The 19798-nt window shown below is 72.5% G+C and carries 16 protein-coding genes; 6 read left to right on the forward strand and 10 right to left on the reverse strand.

The window, feature by feature from the left end; translation table 11 throughout:
- The first annotated feature begins 155 nt into the window (after positions 1–155).
- A complete protein-coding gene (locus ACIQOE_RS13415; protein ID WP_351326700.1) occupies positions 156–1373 on the forward strand; it encodes a hypothetical protein in 1218 nt (405 codons plus the stop codon).
- A gap of 174 nt (positions 1374–1547) precedes the next feature.
- Here ACIQOE_RS13415 and hflX read toward each other — a convergent pair whose 3' ends face one another.
- The 6 genes from hflX to miaA form a co-directional block, all read right to left on the reverse strand.
- The gene (hflX, locus tag ACIQOE_RS13420) at positions 1548–3041 is read right to left on the reverse strand and encodes a GTPase HflX (RefSeq protein WP_351326698.1); all 1494 of its coding nucleotides are present in this window, start codon (positions 3039–3041) and stop codon (positions 1548–1550) included.
- Positions 3042–3200: 159 nt separating this feature from the next.
- Positions 3201–4685, reverse strand: a complete 1485-nt coding sequence (locus ACIQOE_RS13425; RefSeq protein ID WP_401411464.1) for a M1 family metallopeptidase — start codon at positions 4683–4685, stop codon at positions 3201–3203.
- A gap of 68 nt (positions 4686–4753) precedes the next feature.
- Positions 4754–6871 (reverse strand): RelA/SpoT family protein, encoded by a 2118-nt coding sequence (locus tag ACIQOE_RS13430; RefSeq protein ID WP_399010979.1) that lies wholly within the window; start codon positions 6869–6871, stop codon positions 4754–4756.
- Positions 6872–7166: 295 nt separating this feature from the next.
- On the reverse strand, positions 7167–8036 hold the full coding sequence (dapF, locus tag ACIQOE_RS13435; RefSeq protein ID WP_365560532.1) for a diaminopimelate epimerase: 870 nt from the start codon (positions 8034–8036) through the stop codon (positions 7167–7169).
- A 144-nt stretch (positions 8037–8180) separates the two neighbouring features.
- Positions 8181–8687 carry a hypothetical protein gene (locus tag ACIQOE_RS13440; protein WP_351326813.1) on the reverse strand — a complete coding sequence of 169 codons (507 nt, stop codon included), beginning with the start codon at positions 8685–8687 and terminating at the stop codon, positions 8181–8183.
- A 106-nt stretch (positions 8688–8793) separates the two neighbouring features.
- Positions 8794–9732, reverse strand: a complete 939-nt coding sequence (gene miaA / locus ACIQOE_RS13445) for a tRNA (adenosine(37)-N6)-dimethylallyltransferase MiaA (RefSeq protein ID WP_399010978.1) — start codon at positions 9730–9732, stop codon at positions 8794–8796.
- A 179-nt stretch (positions 9733–9911) separates the two neighbouring features.
- Between miaA and ACIQOE_RS13450 the strand changes: the two genes are divergently transcribed.
- Entirely contained in the window at positions 9912–10214 is a 303-nt protein-coding gene (locus tag ACIQOE_RS13450; protein ID WP_401411467.1) for a hypothetical protein, read from the forward strand.
- Between the two features lie 33 nt (positions 10215–10247).
- Positions 10248–10520, forward strand: a complete 273-nt coding sequence (locus ACIQOE_RS13455; RefSeq protein ID WP_351935130.1) for an antitoxin — start codon at positions 10248–10250, stop codon at positions 10518–10520.
- 223 nt (positions 10521–10743) lie between these two features.
- On the opposite strand, the gene ACIQOE_RS13460 is transcribed toward ACIQOE_RS13455, so the two are convergent.
- Together ACIQOE_RS13460 and miaB are read right to left on the reverse strand one after the other, a co-directional pair.
- The gene (locus ACIQOE_RS13460) at positions 10744–11451 is read right to left on the reverse strand and encodes a class III extradiol dioxygenase subunit B-like domain-containing protein (RefSeq protein WP_401411469.1); all 708 of its coding nucleotides are present in this window, start codon (positions 11449–11451) and stop codon (positions 10744–10746) included.
- Between the two features lie 259 nt (positions 11452–11710).
- Complete coding sequence (gene miaB, locus ACIQOE_RS13465) at positions 11711–13240, reverse strand: tRNA (N6-isopentenyl adenosine(37)-C2)-methylthiotransferase MiaB (RefSeq protein WP_351326686.1); 1530 nt, start codon at positions 13238–13240, stop codon at positions 11711–11713.
- Between the two features lie 439 nt (positions 13241–13679).
- Here miaB and ACIQOE_RS13470 point away from each other — a divergent pair, with 439 nt between their 5' ends.
- A complete protein-coding gene (locus ACIQOE_RS13470; protein WP_351326684.1) occupies positions 13680–15035 on the forward strand; it encodes a beta-1,3-glucanase family protein in 1356 nt (451 codons plus the stop codon).
- A gap of 193 nt (positions 15036–15228) precedes the next feature.
- On the opposite strand, the gene ACIQOE_RS13475 is transcribed toward ACIQOE_RS13470, so the two are convergent.
- Together ACIQOE_RS13475 and ACIQOE_RS13480 are read right to left on the reverse strand one after the other, a co-directional pair.
- Positions 15229–16158 carry an NAD(P)-dependent oxidoreductase gene (locus ACIQOE_RS13475; protein WP_401411472.1) on the reverse strand — a complete coding sequence of 310 codons (930 nt, stop codon included), beginning with the start codon at positions 16156–16158 and terminating at the stop codon, positions 15229–15231.
- Positions 16159–16423: 265 nt separating this feature from the next.
- Positions 16424–17281, reverse strand: a complete 858-nt coding sequence (locus ACIQOE_RS13480) for an isocitrate lyase/phosphoenolpyruvate mutase family protein (protein WP_401411474.1) — start codon at positions 17279–17281, stop codon at positions 16424–16426.
- Positions 17282–17452: 171 nt separating this feature from the next.
- Here ACIQOE_RS13480 and ACIQOE_RS13485 point away from each other — a divergent pair, with 171 nt between their 5' ends.
- Positions 17453–18001 (forward strand): histidine phosphatase family protein, encoded by a 549-nt coding sequence (locus ACIQOE_RS13485; RefSeq protein ID WP_365560460.1) that lies wholly within the window; start codon positions 17453–17455, stop codon positions 17999–18001.
- 334 nt (positions 18002–18335) lie between these two features.
- Entirely contained in the window at positions 18336–19793 is a 1458-nt protein-coding gene (locus tag ACIQOE_RS13490) for a hypothetical protein (protein ID WP_401411476.1), read from the forward strand.
- Positions 19794–19798 lie beyond the last annotated feature (5 nt).

Consider the following 19798-nt stretch of genomic DNA (forward strand, 5'->3'; position numbering starts at 1 on the left):
GGCGCTGCCCTCGGCGAGACCGGTGCGCCGTGTGGAGTCCGAAGTGCCACCGCCTCCGGGCCCGTAGCGAAACCGTTGCCCTTCGATGGGCGGGCCCGCACAGCGAGCGCATAGTGTGACGCCGAAGTTCCTTACCAACAGGGGGAGTCACCAGCATGCGATCCATCCGGCCGTCGTTCACCCGTCGAGGGGGCGCGCCCCGGGCGCTGGCGGCCGTCGCCCTCGCTTCGGCGCTGGCGCTGACCGCCACCGCCTGCGACAGCTCCGGCGACGACAACGCGAGCGGCCCGGCGTCCGCGTCCGCCACGGCCGACACCGGCGACGGCAAGATCAAGATCCCGGACGACATCAAGAACAAGCTCAAAGAGCACGGGATCGACATAGACAAGTGGAAGAACGGCGCCTGGAAGAACTGGGACAGGTCCGACTGGCTGCGTGAGGCCAACGACTTCGTCAACCCCATCATCAAGGGCCTGTGGGACCCGAAGCGGATGCGGAACGCCGACGATCCGAACCAGGACAGCGGCGTCGACGAGAACGACCTCTCCGGTGACCAGGGCGTGACGGATCCGACGCCGGCCCCGGTCGAGGCGAAGGCCGTGCGGCCGTCGTACCACGCCAACGCGGCCACGTCCGGGAAGGTGTTCTTCGACTCCCCCGAAGGCACGATGGTCTGCTCGGCGACGGTCGTCGAGGATCCGGCGCACCCGGGCAAGTCCAACCTGGTGTGGACGGCGGGCCATTGCGTGCACGCAGGCAAGAGCGGCGGCTGGTACCGCAACGTCGCGTTCGTGCCGTCGTACAACGATCAGGGGCTGACGGGTACGGCGCTCACGCAGGCGGGGCGCTCCCAGATAGCCCCGTACGGGGTCTGGTGGGGTGACGGGGCGCAGACCTCGCAGCAGTGGATCGACCAGGGCGGGGAGACGGGCGGTAACGGCGCGTCGTACGACTACGCCGTGATCCATGTGACGCCCGAGCAGGGAAGTGGCGGCAAGTCCCTTGAGGAGACCGTCGGTTCGGCGCTTCCGGTGAACTTCGCCGGGCCGGCCGTACCGAAGGTGCCGAGCATCACGGCCACCGGCTATCCGGCGGCGAAGCCGTACGACGGGTCGCTGATGTACCAGTGCGCGGACAAGCCGGGTCGGCTGTCGGTCGACGCGTCGGCGCCGACGATGTACCGGATCGGCTGCACGATGACCGGTGGGGCGTCGGGCGGCGGCTGGGTGGAGACGGGTGCCGACGGCAAGCCGGCGCTGGTGTCCAACACGTCGATCGGTCCGGTGAGTTCGGGCTGGCTGGCCGGGCCGCGGTTCGGTGATGTGGCGAAGGGCGTCTACGAGGGGGTCAGCAAGGAGTTCGCCGGCCAGTGAGCGGGGGTCCGGCCGCCGTCGCACCCCCGCTGTCTGTGAGAGGTGCTACGGCGGCCGGCCCACCGAGGCCGCCGTGGCCGCCGCCGGGCGGCTCGCCGCGCTCCGGCAAAGCTGAAGGGCCGGCCCCCCGGGAGGGGGCCGGCCCTTCATGCAGTGCTCGTCATGCAGTGCTCGTCATGCGGCCGGGGCCGGCACGTACGGTGTGAGTTCCGCCGCGAGTTCCTCGTGGACCCGGACCTTGAGCAGGGTGCCCTCGGCGGTGTGCTCCTCGGAGAGGACCTCGCCCTCGTTGTGGGCACGGGCAACCAGCTTGCCGTGCGTGTAGGGGACGAGCGCCTCGATCTCCACCGACGGGCGGGGCAGCTCGTCGTCGATCAGGGCGAGCAGTTCCTCGATGCCCTGGCCGGTGCGGGCCGAGACGGCGATGGACCGCTTCTCGTTGCGCAGGAGCCGCTGGAGGACCAGCGGGTCCGCCGCGTCCGCCTTGTTGATCACCACGACCTCGGGTACGTCGGTGGCACCGACGTCCCTGATCACCTCGCGCACGGCGGCCAGCTGCTCCTCCGGCACCGGGTGCGAGCCGTCGACCACGTGCAGGATCAGGTCGGCGTCGCCGACCTCCTCCATGGTGGAGCGGAACGCCTCGACCAGGTGGTGGGGCAGGTGGCGCACGAAGCCGACGGTGTCGGCCAGCGTGTAGAGGCGGCCGCTCGGGGTCTCCGCGCGGCGGACGGTCGGGTCCAGGGTCGCGAACAGGGCGTTCTCGACCAGGACACCGGCGCCGGTGAGGCGGTTGAGCAGGGAGGACTTGCCGGCGTTGGTGTAGCCGGCGATGGCGACGGACGGCACCTTGTGGCGTTTGCGTTCCTGGCGCTTGATGTCGCGGCCGGTCTTCATCTCCGCGATCTCCCGGCGCATCTTCGCCATCTTCTCGCGGATCCGGCGCCGGTCCGTCTCGATCTTGGTCTCACCGGGACCACGGGTGGCGAGACCGCCGCCCGAGCCGCCGCCCATCTGCCGGGACAGCGACTGACCCCAGCCGCGCAGTCGCGGCAGCATGTACTGCATCTGCGCGAGCGCGACCTGCGCCTTGCCCTCTCGGGACTTGGCGTGCTGGGCGAAGATGTCCAGGATCAGGGCGGTCCGGTCGATGACCTTGACTTTGACGACGTCCTCCAGCTGGATCAGCTGGCCGGGGCTCAGCTCACCGTCGCAGATGACGGTGTCCGCACCGCTCTCGACGACGATGTCGCGCAGCTCCAGGGCCTTGCCTGAGCCGATGTAGGTGGCCGCGTCGGGCTTGTCGCGACGCTGGATGACACCGTCGAGCACGAGTGCGCCCGCCGTCTCGGCGAGGGCGGCCAGTTCCGCGAGGGAGTTGTCCGCGTCCTGCACGGTGCCGGTGGTCCACACCCCGACCAGCACGACCCGCTCCAGGCGGAGCTGGCGGTACTCGACCTCGGTGACGTCCTCGAGCTCGGTGGAGAGGCCCGCGACGCGGCGCAGGGCCGCACGCTCGGAGCGGTCGAACTGGTCGCCGTCCCGCTCTCCGTCGATCTCGTGGCTCCAGGCGACGTCCTCTTCCATCAGGGCATCGGCCCGAAGACCTTCGGGGTAGTCCTGCGCGAGGCGCCTGGTGTCCTGGGAAGGGGAAGAAGAGGAGGTCATTGGGTCCTTACGTCGATGGGGATGCCGATATCGGCGTTCGCTTCACTCAACGTACGAGTACCCCGGGAGATTCCCCGCGACCCGTACCGCGCCGACCCCATGATGGTCGCACGGTACGGGTCGCCCCGGCACCGTGTTATTCCGGGGGCCGCCCCGCCGTCACTTCTTGGACTGCTTGGCCGGGGCCGCGACCTGCTTCCAGTCCGGGTGGCCGGGCATCGGCGGGGTCTTCGCGCCGTACAGCCAGGCGTCGAAGAAGCCGGTGAGGTCGCGGTTCGCGACCGCCGACGCCAGCCGGACGAAGTCGGCGGTGGTGGCGGTGTCGTCCTTGTGCTGCTGCACCCAGATCCGTTCCAGGCGCTCGAAGGCGGGCCTGCCGATCTCCTGGCGCAGGGCGTAGAGGGCGAGGGCCGCGCCGTCGTAGATGCTGGGGCGGAAGATGCTGATCTTCTGGCCGGGGTCGGGCACCTTGGGCCGGGCGGGCGGTCCGCCGGCGGCCCGCCAGCGGTCGGAGGCGCCGTACGCCGCCTTCATGCGGTTGATCATGGGCTGCTTGCCCTTCTCCTCCGCGTACAGCGCCTCGTACCAGGTGGCGTGCCCCTCGTTCAGCCAGACGTCCGACCAGACGCGCGGGCTGACGCTGTCGCCGAACCACTGGTGGGACAGCTCGTGCACCATGATCGACTCGATGTACCACTTGGGGTAGGCGGGCTCGGTGAACAGGTTCTTCTCGAAGAGCGAGAGGGTCTGGGTCTCCAGCTCGAAGCCCGTGGCCGCCTGTGCCATGAGCACGCCGTACGTCTCGAACGGGTAGGGCCCGACCTTGCTCTCCAGCCAGGCGATCTGGTCCGGGGTCTTGGCCAGCCAGGGTTCGAGGGCCTTGGTGTCGGCGGCCGGGACGACGTCGCGGACGGGGAGGCCGTGCGGGCCCTTGCGGTGCAGTACGGCGGAGCGGCCGATGGAGACCTGGGCCAGTTCGGTGGCCATGGGGTGCTCGGTGCGGTAGGTCCAGGTGGTCCGGCGGCCGACCCGGGCGGAGCCGGTGGGGATGCCGTTGGCGACCACGGTGTAGCCGTTCGGGGCGGTCACGTGGAAGGTGAACATCGCCTTGTCCGACGGGTGGTCGTTGCACGGGAAGACCAGGTGGGCGGCGTCGGCCTGGTTGGCCATGGCGAGCCCGTCGGTGGTCCGCACCCAGCCGCCGTCCTGCCCCTTGGCGGCCACCGGGTCGCTGGTGTGCTTCACGGTGATCCGCGTCCAGCTGTCCCGCCGCAGCGGCCGGTCGGGGGTGACGACCAGGTCCTCGCCGGCGCTCGCGAAGGCGGCGGACCGGCCGTCGACCACGACGGACTCGACCTTGCCGTGCGCGAAGTCCAGGTTGAGGCTGTTCAGGTCGGCGGTGGTCCAGGCGTCGATGGTGGTGACGGCCTGGAGCGGCTTGTCGTTGCGGCCGGGATAGGTGAAGGAGAGGTCGTACGACGCCACGTCGTACCCCGGGTTCCCGAGGGAGGGGAAGAGCCGGTCGCCGATGCCCAGCGGCGCCGGCGGGGCGCTCGCGCCGAGCAGGGCGACGACGGAGACGGCGGAGGCGAGCAGCGCGACGTGCCGGCGCCGGGGCCGACGGACGCGGAGGGTGAGCGACATGGACCACCGTTACCAGCGCGCTCCCGGCCCGCGGTGACGCCTCGCACCCGATTCACTCGAATGGGTGCCTACTGGTGTTGCGCTCGGTCCACGTCGTACACACCGGGCACGTTCCGCATCGCGCGCATCAGGGCGGGCAGGTGGGCGGCGTCGGGCAGCTCGACGGTGTAGGTGTGGCGGACGCGCTGCTCGCTGGGCGGTTCCACGGTCGCCGAGACGATCTCCGCGCCCTCCTGGGCCATCGCCTCGGTGAGGTCGGCCAGCAGGTGCGGGCGGCCGAACGATTCGGCGAACAGGGTGACCCGGCAGGCGGTGCTGTCGCCCCAGCTCACGGCGGTCTCGGGGCGGCCGCTGCCCTTCATGTGCGCGACCGAGGCGCAGGCCAGGCGGTGCACGGTGACCACTCCCCCGCGGACCGCGAAGCCGGTGACCTCGTCGGGCGGTACGGGCGTGCAGCAGCCGGCCAGCCGTACGGTCGCGTCGGGCCGGTCGACGACCACGGCGCTGGCGGTGCGAGGCGCGGCGCTCTGGGGCTCCGGGACCGGGCGGGTGGGCACGGTCACCGGGGTGTGCGGCTCCTCGGCGCTGTCCGGGTGGGTGGCGAGCCAGCGTTGGATCGCGATGCGCGCGGCGGGCGTGTGGGCGTGGTCCAGCCACTCCCGGGAGGGTTCGGAGGCCGGGTCCTGGCCCATCAGCAGCTGGACGCTGTCGCCGTCCTTGAGGACGGTGCTGAGGGTGGCGAGGCGGCCGTTGACGCGGGCGCCGATGCAGGCGTGCGCGTCCTCGCCGTACTGGGCGTAGGCGGCGTCGACGCAGGTGGCGCCCTCCGGGAGGCCGAGGGTGCCGCCGTCGGGGCGGAAGACGGTGATCTCGCGGTCCTGGGCGAGGTCCTCGCGGAGGGTGGACCAGAAGGTGTCGGTGTCGGGCGCGGCCTTCTGCCAGTCGAGGAGGCGGGAGAGCCAGCCGGGGCGGGTCGGGTCGGCGCGCTCGCCGTCGTCCGGGGCGTCGGCGGCGGGTGCCTCGCCGGCCGGGGCGTAGGGGTTGCCGAGGGCGACGACGCCGGCCTCGGCGACCTTGTGCATCTGGTGGGTGCGGATGAGGACTTCGGCGACCTGCCCGTCGGCGCGGGCCACCGCGGTGTGCAGCGACTGGTAGAGGTTGAACTTCGGTACGGCGATGAAGTCCTTGAACTCCGAGACGACCGGGGTGAGACAGGTGTGCAGTTCACCGAGGACGGCGTAACAGTCCGCGTCCTCGTTGACCAGCACGAGCAGGCGGCCGAAGTCGGCGCCGCGCAGTTCGCCGCGTTTGCGGCCGACGCGGTGGACGGAGACGAAGTGGCGCGGCCGGATGAGGACTTCGGCGGGGATGTCGGCCTCGCGCAGCACTCCGCGCACCTCGTCGGCGATGTCGGCCAGGGGGTCGTCGGCGCGGGCCGCGTTCTGTGCGATCAGCTCTCTGGTGTGCGTGTACTCCTCGGGGTGCAGGATGGCGAAGACCAGGTCCTCCAGCTCGGTCTTCAGGGCCTGCACGCCGAGCCGTTCGGCGAGCGGGATGAGGACGTCGCGGGTGACCTTGGCGATGCGCTCCTGCTTCTCGGGGCGCATCACGCCGAGGGTGCGCATGTTGTGCAGACGGTCGGCGAGCTTGATCGACATCACGCGGACGTCGCTGCCGGTGGCGACGAGCATCTTGCGGAACGTCTCGGGTTCGGCGGCGGCCCCGTAGTCGACCTTCTCGAGTTTCGTCACCCCGTCGACCAGATAACGGACCTCCTCGCCGAACTGTTCCCGCACCTGGTCGAGGGTCACGTCGGTGTCCTCGACGGTGTCGTGGAGCAGGGACGCCGTCAGGGTCGTGGTCTCGGCGCCGAGTTCGGCGAGGATCAGGGTGACCGCGAGGGGGTGGGTGATGTAGGGCTCGCCGCTCTTGCGCATCTGGCCGCGGTGCGAGGACTCGGCCAGTACCCAGGCGCGGCGCAGGGGTTCGAGGTCGGCGTCGGGGTGGTGGGCGCGGTGGGCCTCCGCGACGTGGCCGATGGCGTCGGGGAGCTTGCCGCGCGCGGCGTTGCCGAGCAGCGCGGCCCGGCCGAGCCGACGCAGGTCGATCCGGGGGCGGGCCTTCCTGCGGGCCGCTGTGGGCACTACAGGTCCGGGCGTCGCAGGGTTCGTGGCCTCCGCACTCATGGGCACCTCCGGCTCGTGAACCGGCGGACGGGGCCCCAGGGCATACGAGGCTCAGGGATCGGTGGCGTTCCCCCGTCCGTGCCGGTGCTTGATGCTATCGAGCCCAACACACCCGACTGACCGCCTCTCGCCCAGCGTGAAACGGATCACCCATTCGAGCGACGACTTGGAGGTTTACGATTTTGCGCCACCTGTTCGGGGGGTGGCCGACGTTTCTCGCCGTCGGGGGCAACACACGCCGTGGATCCGGGTGTTGTACGACGCCCCGGACCATGGTTCACGGCGTGGGACCGGTTCAGCGGGTGGCGTTTTCCAGCCACTCGGAGTCGATCTCCCCTTCGGCCACGATCACGGCCGGGCCGGTCATCTCGACCTCGCCGTCGGGCCGCTCGGTGATGACGAGGCGTCCGCCGGGCACGTCCACGGTGTAGGTGGCCGGGGTTCCGGTGACCGCGGGGTCGGCGCCGTCGCGGCGGGCGGTGGCCACGGCGACCGCGCACGCGCCGGTGCCGCAGGAGCGGGTCTCACCGGAGCCGCGCTCGTGCACGCGCATGGCGACGTGGCGGGGGCCGCGGTCGACGACGAACTCGACGTTGACCCCGTCGGGGTAGACCGAGGCCGGGCTGAAGGGCGGCGGGGTGCGCAGGTCGCCGGCGTCCGCGAGGTCCTCGACGAAGGCGACGGCGTGCGGGTTGCCCATGTTCACGTTCCGGGCGGGCCAGGTGCGGTCCGCGACGCTCACCGTGACGTCGGCCCCGGGGAGCCGGGCGCGGCCCATGCCGACGGTGACGTCCCCGTCCTTGTCGATGTGGACGGCCTTGACCCCGCCGCGGGTGGCGACGGCGAGGTCGCCCGCCGGGACCTGCCCGGCGTGCTGGAGGTAGCGCGCGAAGACGCGGACGCCGTTGCCGCACATCTCGGCGATCGACCCGTCGCCGTTGCGGTAGTCCATGAACCACTCCGCCTCGGCGGCCATCCCCCTGGCCTCCGGGTGCGCGGCGGACCGGACGACGTGCAGCACGCCGTCGGCGCCGATCCCCGCCCGGCGGTCGCACAGGGCGGCGACGTCGGCGGGGGTGAGGTCCAGGGCGTTGTCCGGGTCCGGGACGATCACGAAGTCGTTCTCGGTGCCGTGGCCCTTGAGGAAGGGGATGCGCATACTCAGATCGTACGGGAACGGCTCTCGGGACGGTCTGAGCCAGGGTCGCCCGTGGGCATGTCGTGGCTGGTCGAGGGGGTCCCGGTGCTCCGTCACTCGGCGCGCTGCGGTGAGCGCGGTCACAGCGCGGACGGCCGCGCCGTACGCCGCTCAGCGCAGCCGGGCCACGCGCCAGACGGCCAGCACGACGACGATCGCGACCAGGACGACGTATCCGATCACCACGCGCCAGTCGGGTCTGCGCTCCGAGCCCCTGGCGGGGAACCCGGGCACGGTGTAGCCCACCCTGCGGGCCGCCATCATGCCCCAGCCGGCCGCGCACGAGCAGATCAGCAGGCCCAGCATCGCGATCACCGCGCCGCTGTCGCCGAAGTCGAAGGCGAGCGGGAAGGCGAACATCAGGGAGCCCACCGCGGCCAGGCCCACGATCGGGGCCAGCTGCCACAGCCGCAGACGGCGCTGCGGACGGAGCTCGACCTCGACCTCGGGGCCGCCGGCGAACATCTCCTCCGGCTCGGGGCCGTCGGCGGTCACCCCGCCGCCCACCGTGTCGTCCGGACCGTCGGGCGTCAGCCGGTCCGCGCCCTCGTCCGGATCACCCGGTTCCACGGCGACGTGCTCGGTGTCTCGTGCGGTGTCGCGAGGGCCGGCCTCCATCGCCACGCGCCCTCCCAACTAGGACTCCACTTGCGATCGAAGCTCGATGATGGCACGGCGCCGAAGGCCCCGATGACCGGTGGCGCATCCCGATGCCATCACGTGATCAGGCTGTGACCGGTCGTTCGAGCAACGCCAGAGCCAGGCGCGGAAGTTCCTCGCGGTCCGCCGCGGCCCCACTCAGCCAGTGCACCCGGGGGTCGCGCCTGAACCACGAATCCTGCCGGCGCGCGAAGCGTTTGGTGGCGCGGACGGTCTCGTTCCGCGCCTCCGCTTCCGTGCACTCACCGGCGAGCGCCCCGAGGACCTGCTGGTAGCCGAGCGCCCGCGACGCGGTACGGCCCTCGCGCAGCCCGCGCGCCTCCAGGGCGCGCACCTCGTCGACGAGTCCGGCCTCCCACATCCGGTCGACGCGCAGCGCGATGCGCTCGTCCAGCTCGGGGCGGGCCACGTCCACGCCGATCTGGACGGTGTCGTAGACCGAGTCGTGGCCCGGCAGGTTGGCGGTGAAGGGCCGGCCGGTGATCTCGATCACCTCGAGGGCCCTGACGATGCGGCGCCCGTTGCTGGGCAGGATGGCGCGGCCGGCCTCCGGGTCGGCGGCGGACAGCCGGGCGTGCAGGGCGCCGGAGCCGCGCAGCGCGAGCTCCTCCTCCAGGCGGGCCCTCACTTCCGGGTCGGTGCCGGGGAACTCCAGGTTGTCGACGGCGCCGCGGATGTACAGCCCGGAGCCGCCGACCAGGATCGGCCAGCGGCCCTCGGCGAGCAGCGCGTCGATGCGGGCACGGGCGAGCCGCTGGTACTCGGCGACGGAGGCGGTGACGGTCACGTCCCAGACGTCGAGGAGGTGGTGCGGGACGTCGGCGCGCTCCTCGGGCGTCAGCTTGGCGGTGCCGATGTCCATCCCGCGGTACAGCTGCATGGAGTCGGCGTTGACGACCTCACCGCCGAGCCGTTGGGCCAGGAAGACGCCGAGGTCGGACTTTCCGGCCGCGGTGGGGCCGACGACGGCGATGACACGGGGGGCGAGGGGTGCGCTGCTCACCGCACCAGTCTCGCAAACCTCGGCGGCGGGTCTCGAACGAGTTACGTGACAGTCCGTGTCCGCCTTCGTTGCCCGTTGCGAGGTTCCCGCCGCCGACGAGAGGCGGTGACCGGGGTGGCGCAGTCGTGTGCACCGGGTCACGCGGGATTTCGCTCGCACGAGTAACGTATGGAGTGGATATGGGCGTTTTTGCACGGTTCCTCGGAAAGAAGCGGAAGGCCACGGAGGAGCCGGTCACCGAGGCGCCGGCCGCCTTCGAGCCGGACGGGTCCGCGGCGCGGGACGCGGCGGAGAACACGGCGGAGGAGACGGCCGGGGCGTCGGTGACCGAGGGGCCGGACACGGACGGCGGCGGGAGCGCGGAGGTACCGGCGCAGCCGACGCCGGTCGCGGCCGGTGGCGCCGAGAGCACCGAGATCCCCAGGCAGCAGTCCGCCAAGGAGGCCGCCGACAACGAGGTCGGTGAGGGCGCCCGCACATAGCGGCCCGCGAGGGAAGCCACAGGGAAGGTAGCCATGGGTCTTTTGGACAATTTCAAGGCCAAGCTCGGCCCGGCCAGGGACCGGGTCTCCGATCTCGCGCAGCAGCACGAGGACAAGATCGACAAGCTCCAGCACGGCATCGACAAGGCCGCGCGGGTCGTCGACGAGAAGACCAAGGGCAAGTACAGCGACAAGATCCAGACGGGTACGGGCAAGGCCAAGGACGCCATGGACCGGTTTGTGCACCCGGATGCGACCGACCCCACCGCCCCGCCCCGCCCCGGGGACCAGCCACCGGCCCCCTGAGCCGGACGGACCCCGCAGATCGGCGGACGGCCGAGAGTCACCCGACTCCCGGCCGTCCGCCGTTTTGCCAGGGGGTGCCGGTGCGTGGGGGCGTCTGTGCGGGGACGCGCCGGTGGGCGGGGGTGCTGCCGTGCCGGTGCGCGGATGTGCCGGTGGGCGAGGCTGCCGTCGCGCCGGTGCGCGGACGTGCCCGGTGGGCGAGGCTGCTGTCGGGCGGGAGGGGTCAGGACCAGGTCGCCACGAGGTAGCAGACGCCGTACGGCGCGTCCTCGTGGAGGAGCGCCCCGGCGAGGCCCGCGCCCTCGGCCGCGCCCGCCAGGACCTGCCAGGGGGCCCGGCCCGAGGCCTGGAGCTGGGCGGCCAGGTCCGCGTCGAGCCCCTTGATCGCCGCGAGGTCCGCCGAACCGAGCGCGCGGGCCGCCTCGGCGTCGAACGGGGCCGCCCGCTCGTCGAGGTAACCCGGCGCCTTGAGGGTGCGGCAGGCGCTGGCATCGCCCATGACGAGCATCGCCACCCGCTCCGCCCGCCCGGCGATCTCCCGGCCGGCGCTGACACACCGCTCGGGCTCCAGGGGCTCGCCGACCCCCAGCCCCTCGATCGGCGCGTCGGCCCATTCGGTGCGCTCCAGCAGCCAGGCCCCGACCGCGAGCGAGGCAGGCAGCTCCCGCTCACCGGCTTCGCCGCTGCCCAGCCGTACGCCGACGTCGACGCCGAAGCCCCGGAAGGAGCCCCGGCTGCCCTGCGGGAACACACCCCGCCCGGACGGGTCCGCGGGTCCGACCACGACCAGCAGGTCGGGCCGCGCGGCGGCGAGCACGCCCAGCGCGTCGGCGCAGGCGGCCCGCGCGGCGTCCAGCTCGGGGGCGGCGCCCGCGGCGACCTCGGGCACGAGGAGCGGCGGGCAGGGGCAGACGGCTGCGGCGACAAGCATGATCGGCAGCGTAGTCGCGACGACGGCCCCGGACCGCCCTCCGCTCAGCCGGTCACGCGGGCCGCCGGGACGGTCGCCGTCACGACGGCTCTGACCGCCCGGGACATCGGGACGAGCGACCCGAGCGCCGGGATCCGCTCAAGACCCGATCCGGCCGGCCGGCCGGCCGGCCGGCCGCCGGGACGTACCCCGCCCGGTACCGCGAGGCCCGGTCCGCCGGGCCGCCGGGACCATGGCCGACGCGACAGGTCCGATTCCGTCAGTCGCAGCCGCAGCCGCTTCCCGCGGCCACCGGCAGCGGCTCCGGCACGCCGATCTTCGGCAGCCCGAGCAGCACACCCGCCGGCTTGGCGGCCTCCGCCGCGTTGCGCTTCTCCCAGGCGTCGCCCGCGCGGGTGCGGCGTACGTCCAGGACGGCGCCCTCGGCGAGGAGGTGGTGCGGGGCGGCGTAGGTGATCTCGACGGTGACGACGTCCCCGGGCCGTACTTCCTGGTCCGGCTTGGTGAAGTGGACCAGCCGGTTGTCGGGGGCGCGGCCGGAGAGGCGGTGGGTGGCACCGTCCTTGCGGCCCTCGCCCTCGGCGACCATCAGCTCCAAGGTACGGCCGACCTGCTTCTTGTTCTCGTCCCAGGAGATCTCCTCCTGGAGGGCGACGAGACGCTCGTAGCGCGCCTGGACGACCTCCTTGGGGATCTGGTCCTCCATGGTGGCGGCCGGGGTGCCGGGCCGCTTGGAGTACTGGAAGGTGAAGGCCTGGGTGAAGCGGGCCTCGCGGACCACCTTCATGGTCTGCTCGAAGTCCTCCTCGGTCTCGCCGGGGAAGCCCACGATGATGTCGGTGGTGATCGCCGCGTGCGGGATCGCGGCCCGCACCTTCTCGATGATCCCGAGGTACCGGTCCTGCCGGTACGAGCGGCGCATGGCCTTGAGCACGGTGTCCGAACCGGACTGGAGCGGCATGTGCAGCTGCGGCATCACGTTCGGCGTCTCGGCCATGGCGGCGATCACGTCGTCGGTGAAGTCGCGCGGGTGCGGAGAGGTGAAGCGGACACGCTCCAGGCCCTCGATCCGTCCGCAGGCGCGCAGCAGCTTGCTGAAGGCCTCGCGGTCGCCGATGTCCGAGCCGTACGCGTTGACGTTCTGGCCGAGCAGGGTGATCTCGGAGACGCCCTCGCCGACCAGCGCCTCGATCTCGGCGAGGATGTCGCCGGTGCGCCGGTCCTTCTCCTTGCCGCGCAGGGCCGGGACGATGCAGAAGGTGCAGGTGTTGTTGCAGCCGACGGAGATCGACACCCAGGCCGCGTAGGCGCTCTCGCGCCGGGTCGGCAGCGTGGAGGGGAACGCCTCCAGCGACTCGGCGATCTCCACCTGCGCCTCCTCCTGCACGCGGGCGCGCTCCAGGAGGACCGGCAGCTTGCCGATGTTGTGCGTACCGAAGACGACGTCGACCCAGGGGGCCCGCTTCACGATGGTGTCGCGGTCCTTCTGCGCGAGGCAGCCGCCGACCGCGATCTGCATGCCGGGGCGCTTCGTCTTCATCGGGGCGAGGCGGCCGAGATTGCCGTAGAGGCGGTTGTCGGCGTTCTCCCGGACGGCGCAGGTGTTGAAGACGACGACGTCGGCGTCACCGTCCGCGCCCTCGGGCGCGCGCACGTACCCGGCGTTCTCCAGCAGCCCGGACAATCGCTCGGAGTCGTGGACGTTCATCTGGCACCCATAAGTGCGGATTTCGTAGGTTTTAGATGAACGAGGGTCCACTGCCGGGCTCCGGTCGCTGTTGCTGGTCATGCCTAAAGGGTAGGCGGTCCCGCCGACACCCCGGCCCGGACCGCCCTCGCGACTCCCCCGCTCCGCCGCTCCCCCGGTCCTCACGGCCTTCCTGGCCTCCTGGCCTTCCGAGCCGCCCACGGAACGAAGCCACGGCACGGCTCGTGATCTTCTCGGACCCTGATCCGACGCGCGGAAAGGTCCGTACCGGCTGCGTCAAGGCTTGTAGAAGCGAGGTGATCCGAAGCCGGTCGAACGGTCGGAAACCGAAGACGGCGGGCGTCCGGCGCGGGGTACCGGTGCCCGGATCGGCCTCGTGTCGCCGAATCGGCGGCAACTTCGTTGATTTCGGCTTCAGTTGTTGACGGCGGACACCGCTGGGTCTACAACCCGAGGGAGCGCTCTCAGATCTGCTGTTGCTCCATCCCCACCAACGCCGAACCGGCTTGAGGAGACCCGCATGCAGAGTTACGCCGGCGTGCCCACCCGCAGACCACCGTCCGGTGCCGTGCGGCCGCGCACGGCTCTCGGACTGGTCGTCGTCCTGATCGCCGCGTTCTTCGCGGTCCTCGCCCCCACACCCGCGCACGCGGCGGACCAGCTGCTGTCCCAGGGCAGGCCGGCCACCGCCTCCTCGACCGAGAACGCGTCCTTCCCCGCGAGCGCGGCGGTCGACGGCAACACCGGTACCCGCTGGTCGTCGGCCTTCTCGGACCCGCAGTGGCTGCAGGTCGACCTCGGGTCGGTCCAGCAGCTCAGCCGGGTGAGCCTGACCTGGGAGGCGGCCTACGCGACGGCCTTCCAGATCCAGACCTCCACCGACGCGGCCACCTGGACCACCGTCTACTCCACCAGCACCGCCACCGGCGGAACCCAGAACCTGACGGTCAGCGGCAGCGGCCGCTACGTCCGCCTCTACGGCACCGCCCGGGCCACCCCCTACGGCTACTCCCTGTGGGAGTTCCAGGTCTACGGCCCCGGGTCCACCACCCCGCCGGACGACTTCTGGGGCAGCACCAGCGACATCCCCGCCGCCCACAACGCCGTCGAGGTGAAGATCCTCAACCGCACCAACGGCAAGTACCCCGACAGCCAGGTGTACTGGAGCTTCAACGGCCAGACGCACTCCATCGCCGAGCAGCCCTACCTCGACATGCCGGCCAACTCCGCGGGCCGCATGTACTTCTACCTGGGCTCACCGAACAGCTCGTACTACGACTTCATCGAGTTCACGGTCGGCAACAACGTCTTCAACGGCAACACCACCCGCGTCGACGCCTTCGGCCTGAAGCTGGCCATGCGCCTGCACAGCAAGGACGGTTACGACACGGAGGTCGGCGAGAACCGGCAGACCTTCGCCGAGGACCGCGCCACCACCTTCCAGCGGTTCACCAGCGCGGTGCCGGACCAGTTCAAGGTCCTCGCGCAGACCCAGGCCCCGTACCGGATCATCGCGCCCGGCAGCGACCCGAGCTTCCGCGCGGGCGGCGCCAACGCGAACTACTTCACCTCCTACGCCCAGTCGGTCGGCGTGAACGCGGCCACCTCCGACATCTTCGGCTGCGCGGCCTCCCTGGCCTCCAACCCGGACATGTGCGCCGCGCTCAACCGGCACGTCGCCACCCTGCCGGCCTCCCAGCAGTCCGACCCCAGCCGGTTCTACACGGCGGCACCGGCGAACTACTACGCCAAGTTCTGGCACGACAACGCCATCAACCACCTCGCCTACGGCTTCCCCTACGACGACGTGGCGGGCCAGTCCTCGTTCATCTCCCACGCCAACCCGCAATGGCTCCTGGTCGCCGTCGGCTGGTAGCCGCCCCGGTGTCCCCGCCCTCGCCCGCACCCTGACCCACCGCACCACCGCACCACCACGGCCCGCCTCCGGTATCCGGGGGCGGGCCGTGGCCATCTGGGAGCGGGCCGGAACGCCGGGGGCGGGCCGTTGCGGCAGGCGCGGGGCCGTCAGGCAGGCCCCGCGCCTGCCGCCCGGTCCTCCGGTGTCCGGCTCACCGCGGGGCCGGGGCCGCGACCGTGACGACCGAGGCCACGTCGTCCGCGGCGTGGCCGCCCGCGATCGCCTCGTCCCAGCGCTTCAGCAGGGCCTCGGTGAGCGGAAGTTCGAGTCCCCAGTGGTCGGCGGCCGCCAGGGCGAGGGCCGCGTCCTTGCCGGCGTGGTGCAGCGGGAATCCGGGGGCGAAGTCGTGCTCGACCATGGCACGGCCCTTCGCCGTCGCGTACGCGGATCCGAGCGGGCTCCCGGTGAGGGTGGCCAGCAGCAGGCCGGGGTCAAGGCCGAGCACGCTGGTCAGGCTGACGGTCTCCGCCATGCCCTCGACCAGGACCGCGAGCCAGTTGTTGAGGACGAGCTTGAAACGGCTGCCGTCGCCCAGCCGGTCCAGCCACAGCGTCCGGCGGCCCAGCGCGTCGAACACCGGCCGCACGCGGGGCCGCAGCGCCCGCTGCCCGGAGGCGAGGACGAGCAGTTCGCCGCGTTCGGCGGGCCCCGAGCTGCCGGAGACCGGTGCGTCGACGAACTCCACCCGCCCGTCGGCGAGTTCCAGCAGACTCCGGGTGGCGTGCAGGCCGACCGTGCTCATCTGGATCCATACCGCGTCCGGGCCGAGCGCGGTCAGCGCTCCGTCGACGCCGCTCATCGCGGCCGCCACGGCGTCGCCGTCGGTGAGCATGGTGATCAGGAACTCGGCCTCCGCGGCGGCCCCGGCGGGAGTGGCCGCGACCCTGGCGCCCTGCCCGGCGAGCGCCTCGGCCTTCCGCCGGGTCCGGTTCCACACCGTCACGTCGAACCCGGCGCGCAGCAGGTTGCGGGCGATGGGGGCGCCCATGGCGCCGGTACCGAGGACGGCGACCCGAGGCCTCCCGGTCATCGTCCGCCCGGTCGGCACGGTCGTCGGGATCGGTTCAACTCGCTCGGTCATCACGCGCTCTCCAGGGACGGTACGGCGATCGGGGTGGCCGCCCGGTCCTCCGATCCTCGACGGCGGTATCCGTCGGCGGTGAATACCGGTCCTCCGGTCATTCGCCGTCGTACATACCAACGCCGGGGAGGCGCGACTGTTTCCCATTCGGGACGAATAGTCGGGGATAAGTGTTATCGCGAAAGTGGATCGCCGGGCCGGGCGTCCGCCGTCACCCGGGCATTGGCGGTCTCTCGGACCTCCGCCGCCGCTCGGATCTCCGCCGTCATTCGGGCGTCCGTCGGAACAGCTCGTTCAGGTCCGTCTGCGCGATCTGGTGTTCGGCGTAGGAGAAGGTGCCCCGGTCCTTGAGTTCCTTCGCCGCGCCGAGCAGGTGCGCGTACATCGCCCGGGCGATGCTGCCGCCGACCGTGACCCGGCGTACCCCCAGGTCGCGCAGGCCGGCCAGGGACAGGGCGGCGCCGGTCAGGCCCATGACCACGTTCAGCGGGCCGTCGATCTCGCGGACCAGGGTGCCGATCGTGTCCGCGTCGGCCGCTCCCGGCACGAACGCGCAGTCCGCGCCGGCCGCCAGGAAGGCGTTGGCCCGCCGGACCGCCTCGTCGAGCGGCCCTCCGGTCAGCAGCACGTCGGTACGGCCGACCAGGACGAACGGCTCGCCCGACGCGTCGACGGCCTCCCGGGCGGCACGGATGCGGTCCGCCGACAGTTCCGGTTCGTACAGGGGACGGGAGCGGTCGCCGGTGAAGTCCTCGATGTTGCCGCCGGCGGCTCCCGCCGCGAGGGTCATCGAGATCGTCTCGGCCACGGTCGCGGGCGCCTCGCCGAACCCGTCCTCCAGGTCCGCGCTCACCGGGATCCGCACCTCGGCGGCGATCTCGCCGATCCGGCGGATCATGGTCGTACGGTCCACGCGGTCCCCGGCCGACTCGTCGTCGGCGTAGTCGTGGTCCGGGCGGCCCAGCGAGAAGGCCACGCCCGCGCTGGTGGTGGCCACGGCCGGGAATCCGGCCGACTCCAGGACGCGGGCGCTTCCCGCGTCCCAGGCGTTGGGCAGCAGGAAGCAGCCCTCGCGGTGCAGTTCGACGAAACGTGCGGCCAGTTCCCGACGCTGAGTGTCCACGACGGCAGTCTGTCAGCCGCCACTGACAGCGAGGCTCCTCCGCGCCGCGGGCCGGTGCGCGGCGGTGCCGGTGACCGGCTCCGGCGGGTCCGTCGGGCCACCGCCGGAGGGCGTACTGTCGTGCGCGTCCGGCACCCGCGCCCGATGGACTTCCCAGGAGGAACCGCCCCCGTGACCTGCCGAGTCATCCTCGTAGCCCCGGCGATCACTCCTTCGCTGCGGCGGGCCCGCTTCGACGACGGCGACTCCATCGAGAACCCGGGAGCGGTGGCGCTGTCGCTGCCCGCGGGCCGGGCGGTCAGTTCTCCGAGCGTCCGTTGCCGTGAGACGGCCGCCGCACTCGGGCTCGACGCCGTCGCGGAGCCCGGCCTCGCCGGCCTCGACGCGGGCCGCTGGCGGGGCCGAACGCTGGAGGAGGTGAGCGCCGCCGAGCCCGAGGCGCTGGTCCAGTGGCTGTCCGACCCGGCGGCCGCGCCGCACGGAGGCGAGTCGGTACGGGAGTTCTGCTCACGGGTCACCGACTGGCTGGAGAGCACGGGCCGTACCACCGGCCGGACCGTCGCGGTCGTGGAGCCCGAGGTGGTGCGGGCCGTGGTGCTGCACGCGCTCGGGGCGCCGGAGGCGGCGTTCTGGCGCGTGGACGTGCCGCCGCTCGCCGCGACGGAGATCACGGGCGGCCCCGGCCGCTGGAACCTCCGCCTCGGCCGGACGGGCAGCTAGCACCCGCCCGGCGGACAGAGGCGACCGCGGACCGCCGGATCCGGTTGCCCCCGGGCCGTCCGAGCCGGTTGCCGCAGGCCGTCGGATCCGGTTGCCGCAGGCCGTCCGAGCCAGTTGCCGCAGGCCGTCGTAGAAGGCCACCCGGGCCCGCCGGAATGGGTCACGGCGGCCTGAAGTCGCCGTGGTTCAGGTCACGTCGGGCCGTGGCCGGATTGTGGAGGCCAGGTGTCCGCGGGCGTGGCATGCTCTGGGCCACACCGAGTTACCGGCCGGTTCTACTCACCGGTAGCCCTCGTCGGTGTCTCTTCGTCACCCCCCACCCCCAGGACTGACCTTGCGCAGACGCACGAGGCTCGGGCATGCCCTCATGCCCGCCTACGCCGTGACCGCCCTCCTTCTCGCCGTGGGCTGTTCGGCGCCCCCGCAGCAGAGTTCCGCCGCCGGCCGCGCCGGGGAGACCGCCCGGGTCTCCGGCGACACCACCGCGGCCGCCGCCCGGACGGACGGAAAGTCGCTCGCCGTCGCCGCCGCGCCCGCCGCGACCGCGACCACGGCCACCGGCTCGGCGGGCGCCGGCCGCAAGGCGCACCGCACCACGCTCACCGTCAGCGCGTACGACGGCAGGACCCGGCGCGCCGTCATCTCCGCGCCGGGCAAGGGCAGTTCCGCGTCCCCGTCCGCATCGCCCGGCACCTCGTCCCGGCCGTCGGCACCGGCGTCGGCGTCGCCGTCCGCCGGGCCGGGTCGGGCCGCCGTCGGTGACGTGATCGCCAGCGCTCCCGCGCCCGGTGCCCCGGACGGGCTGCTCGCCAAGGTCACCCGGGTGATCGGCGAGACCGCCGAGGGCACCGAGGTGCAGACCGAGCCCGCCACGCTCGACGCGCTGCTCGGCGACGACACCGCGAAGGGCACCGTGCCGGTCGCCCCGGACGCCTTCGCCGTGGACAAGCTGCTGCCCGACGTCGAGGTGTCCTGGGCCCGGCCGGGTGACGTGCGCGTCGGCCCGGAAGGGGCCACCGTCCCCCTCGGCAGCCTCCGCCTGGACGTCAGCGCCGAGATCCCGGCCGCGGCGGGCGCTCCGGCCTCCGCCTCGGCCATGGTGTCCGGCTTCGTCCAGGTCGCTCCACAGGTCGACTTCGCCTACGGCGGCGCCGGCGCGGGCAGCGCGCCCGGCTCCGCCTACCTCGGGGTGTCCGGCGACTGGGACTCGGGCTGGGCGGTGAAGGGACGGGCGGCGGCCACCGCCACCCCGCTGCGCATCCCGTTCGCGAAGCTGCACGCCGACCCGGTCCTCCAGGTCGGCCCGGTGCCCGTCGTGGTCAACCTCGACCTGACCTGCTACCTCCAGATCACCGGCGACGGCAGGATCACCGTCGACGTGCGGCAGAGCCTCAAGGGCGACTTCAAGGCGGGCGGCACCTTCGGCACCGCCCGGGGCTGGACGCCGGTCAGCGGCACCGACATGACCGGCACACCGGTGCGGGCCTCGGCGACCACCGCGGGAGAGGTCAGGACCGCCCTGGGCGCCGAAGCCTCGGTCGGTCTCTACGGCGCCGTGGGCGTCGTCGCCGACCTTGCGCCCTACCTGCGCGGCGAGGCCTCCGGTACGGTCACCGCCGACTCCGCGACCCCGGGTGCGCAGGCCCACGGCGCCTGGAGCCTGTACGGCGGTGTCGACCTCTCCGGCACCCTCCGCCTCCAGCTGTCGGTCTTCGGCACGCCGGTGCTGCGGCGGAACGTCCCGCTGGGCGTCCTGCACCGCGAGTGGAAGCTGGCGGACGGCTCGCTCTGAGCCCG

The sequence above is a fragment of the Streptomyces sp. NPDC091282 genome (assembly GCF_044757385.1).
Classification (GTDB): Bacteria; Actinomycetota; Actinomycetes; order Streptomycetales; family Streptomycetaceae; genus Streptomyces; species Streptomyces gramineus.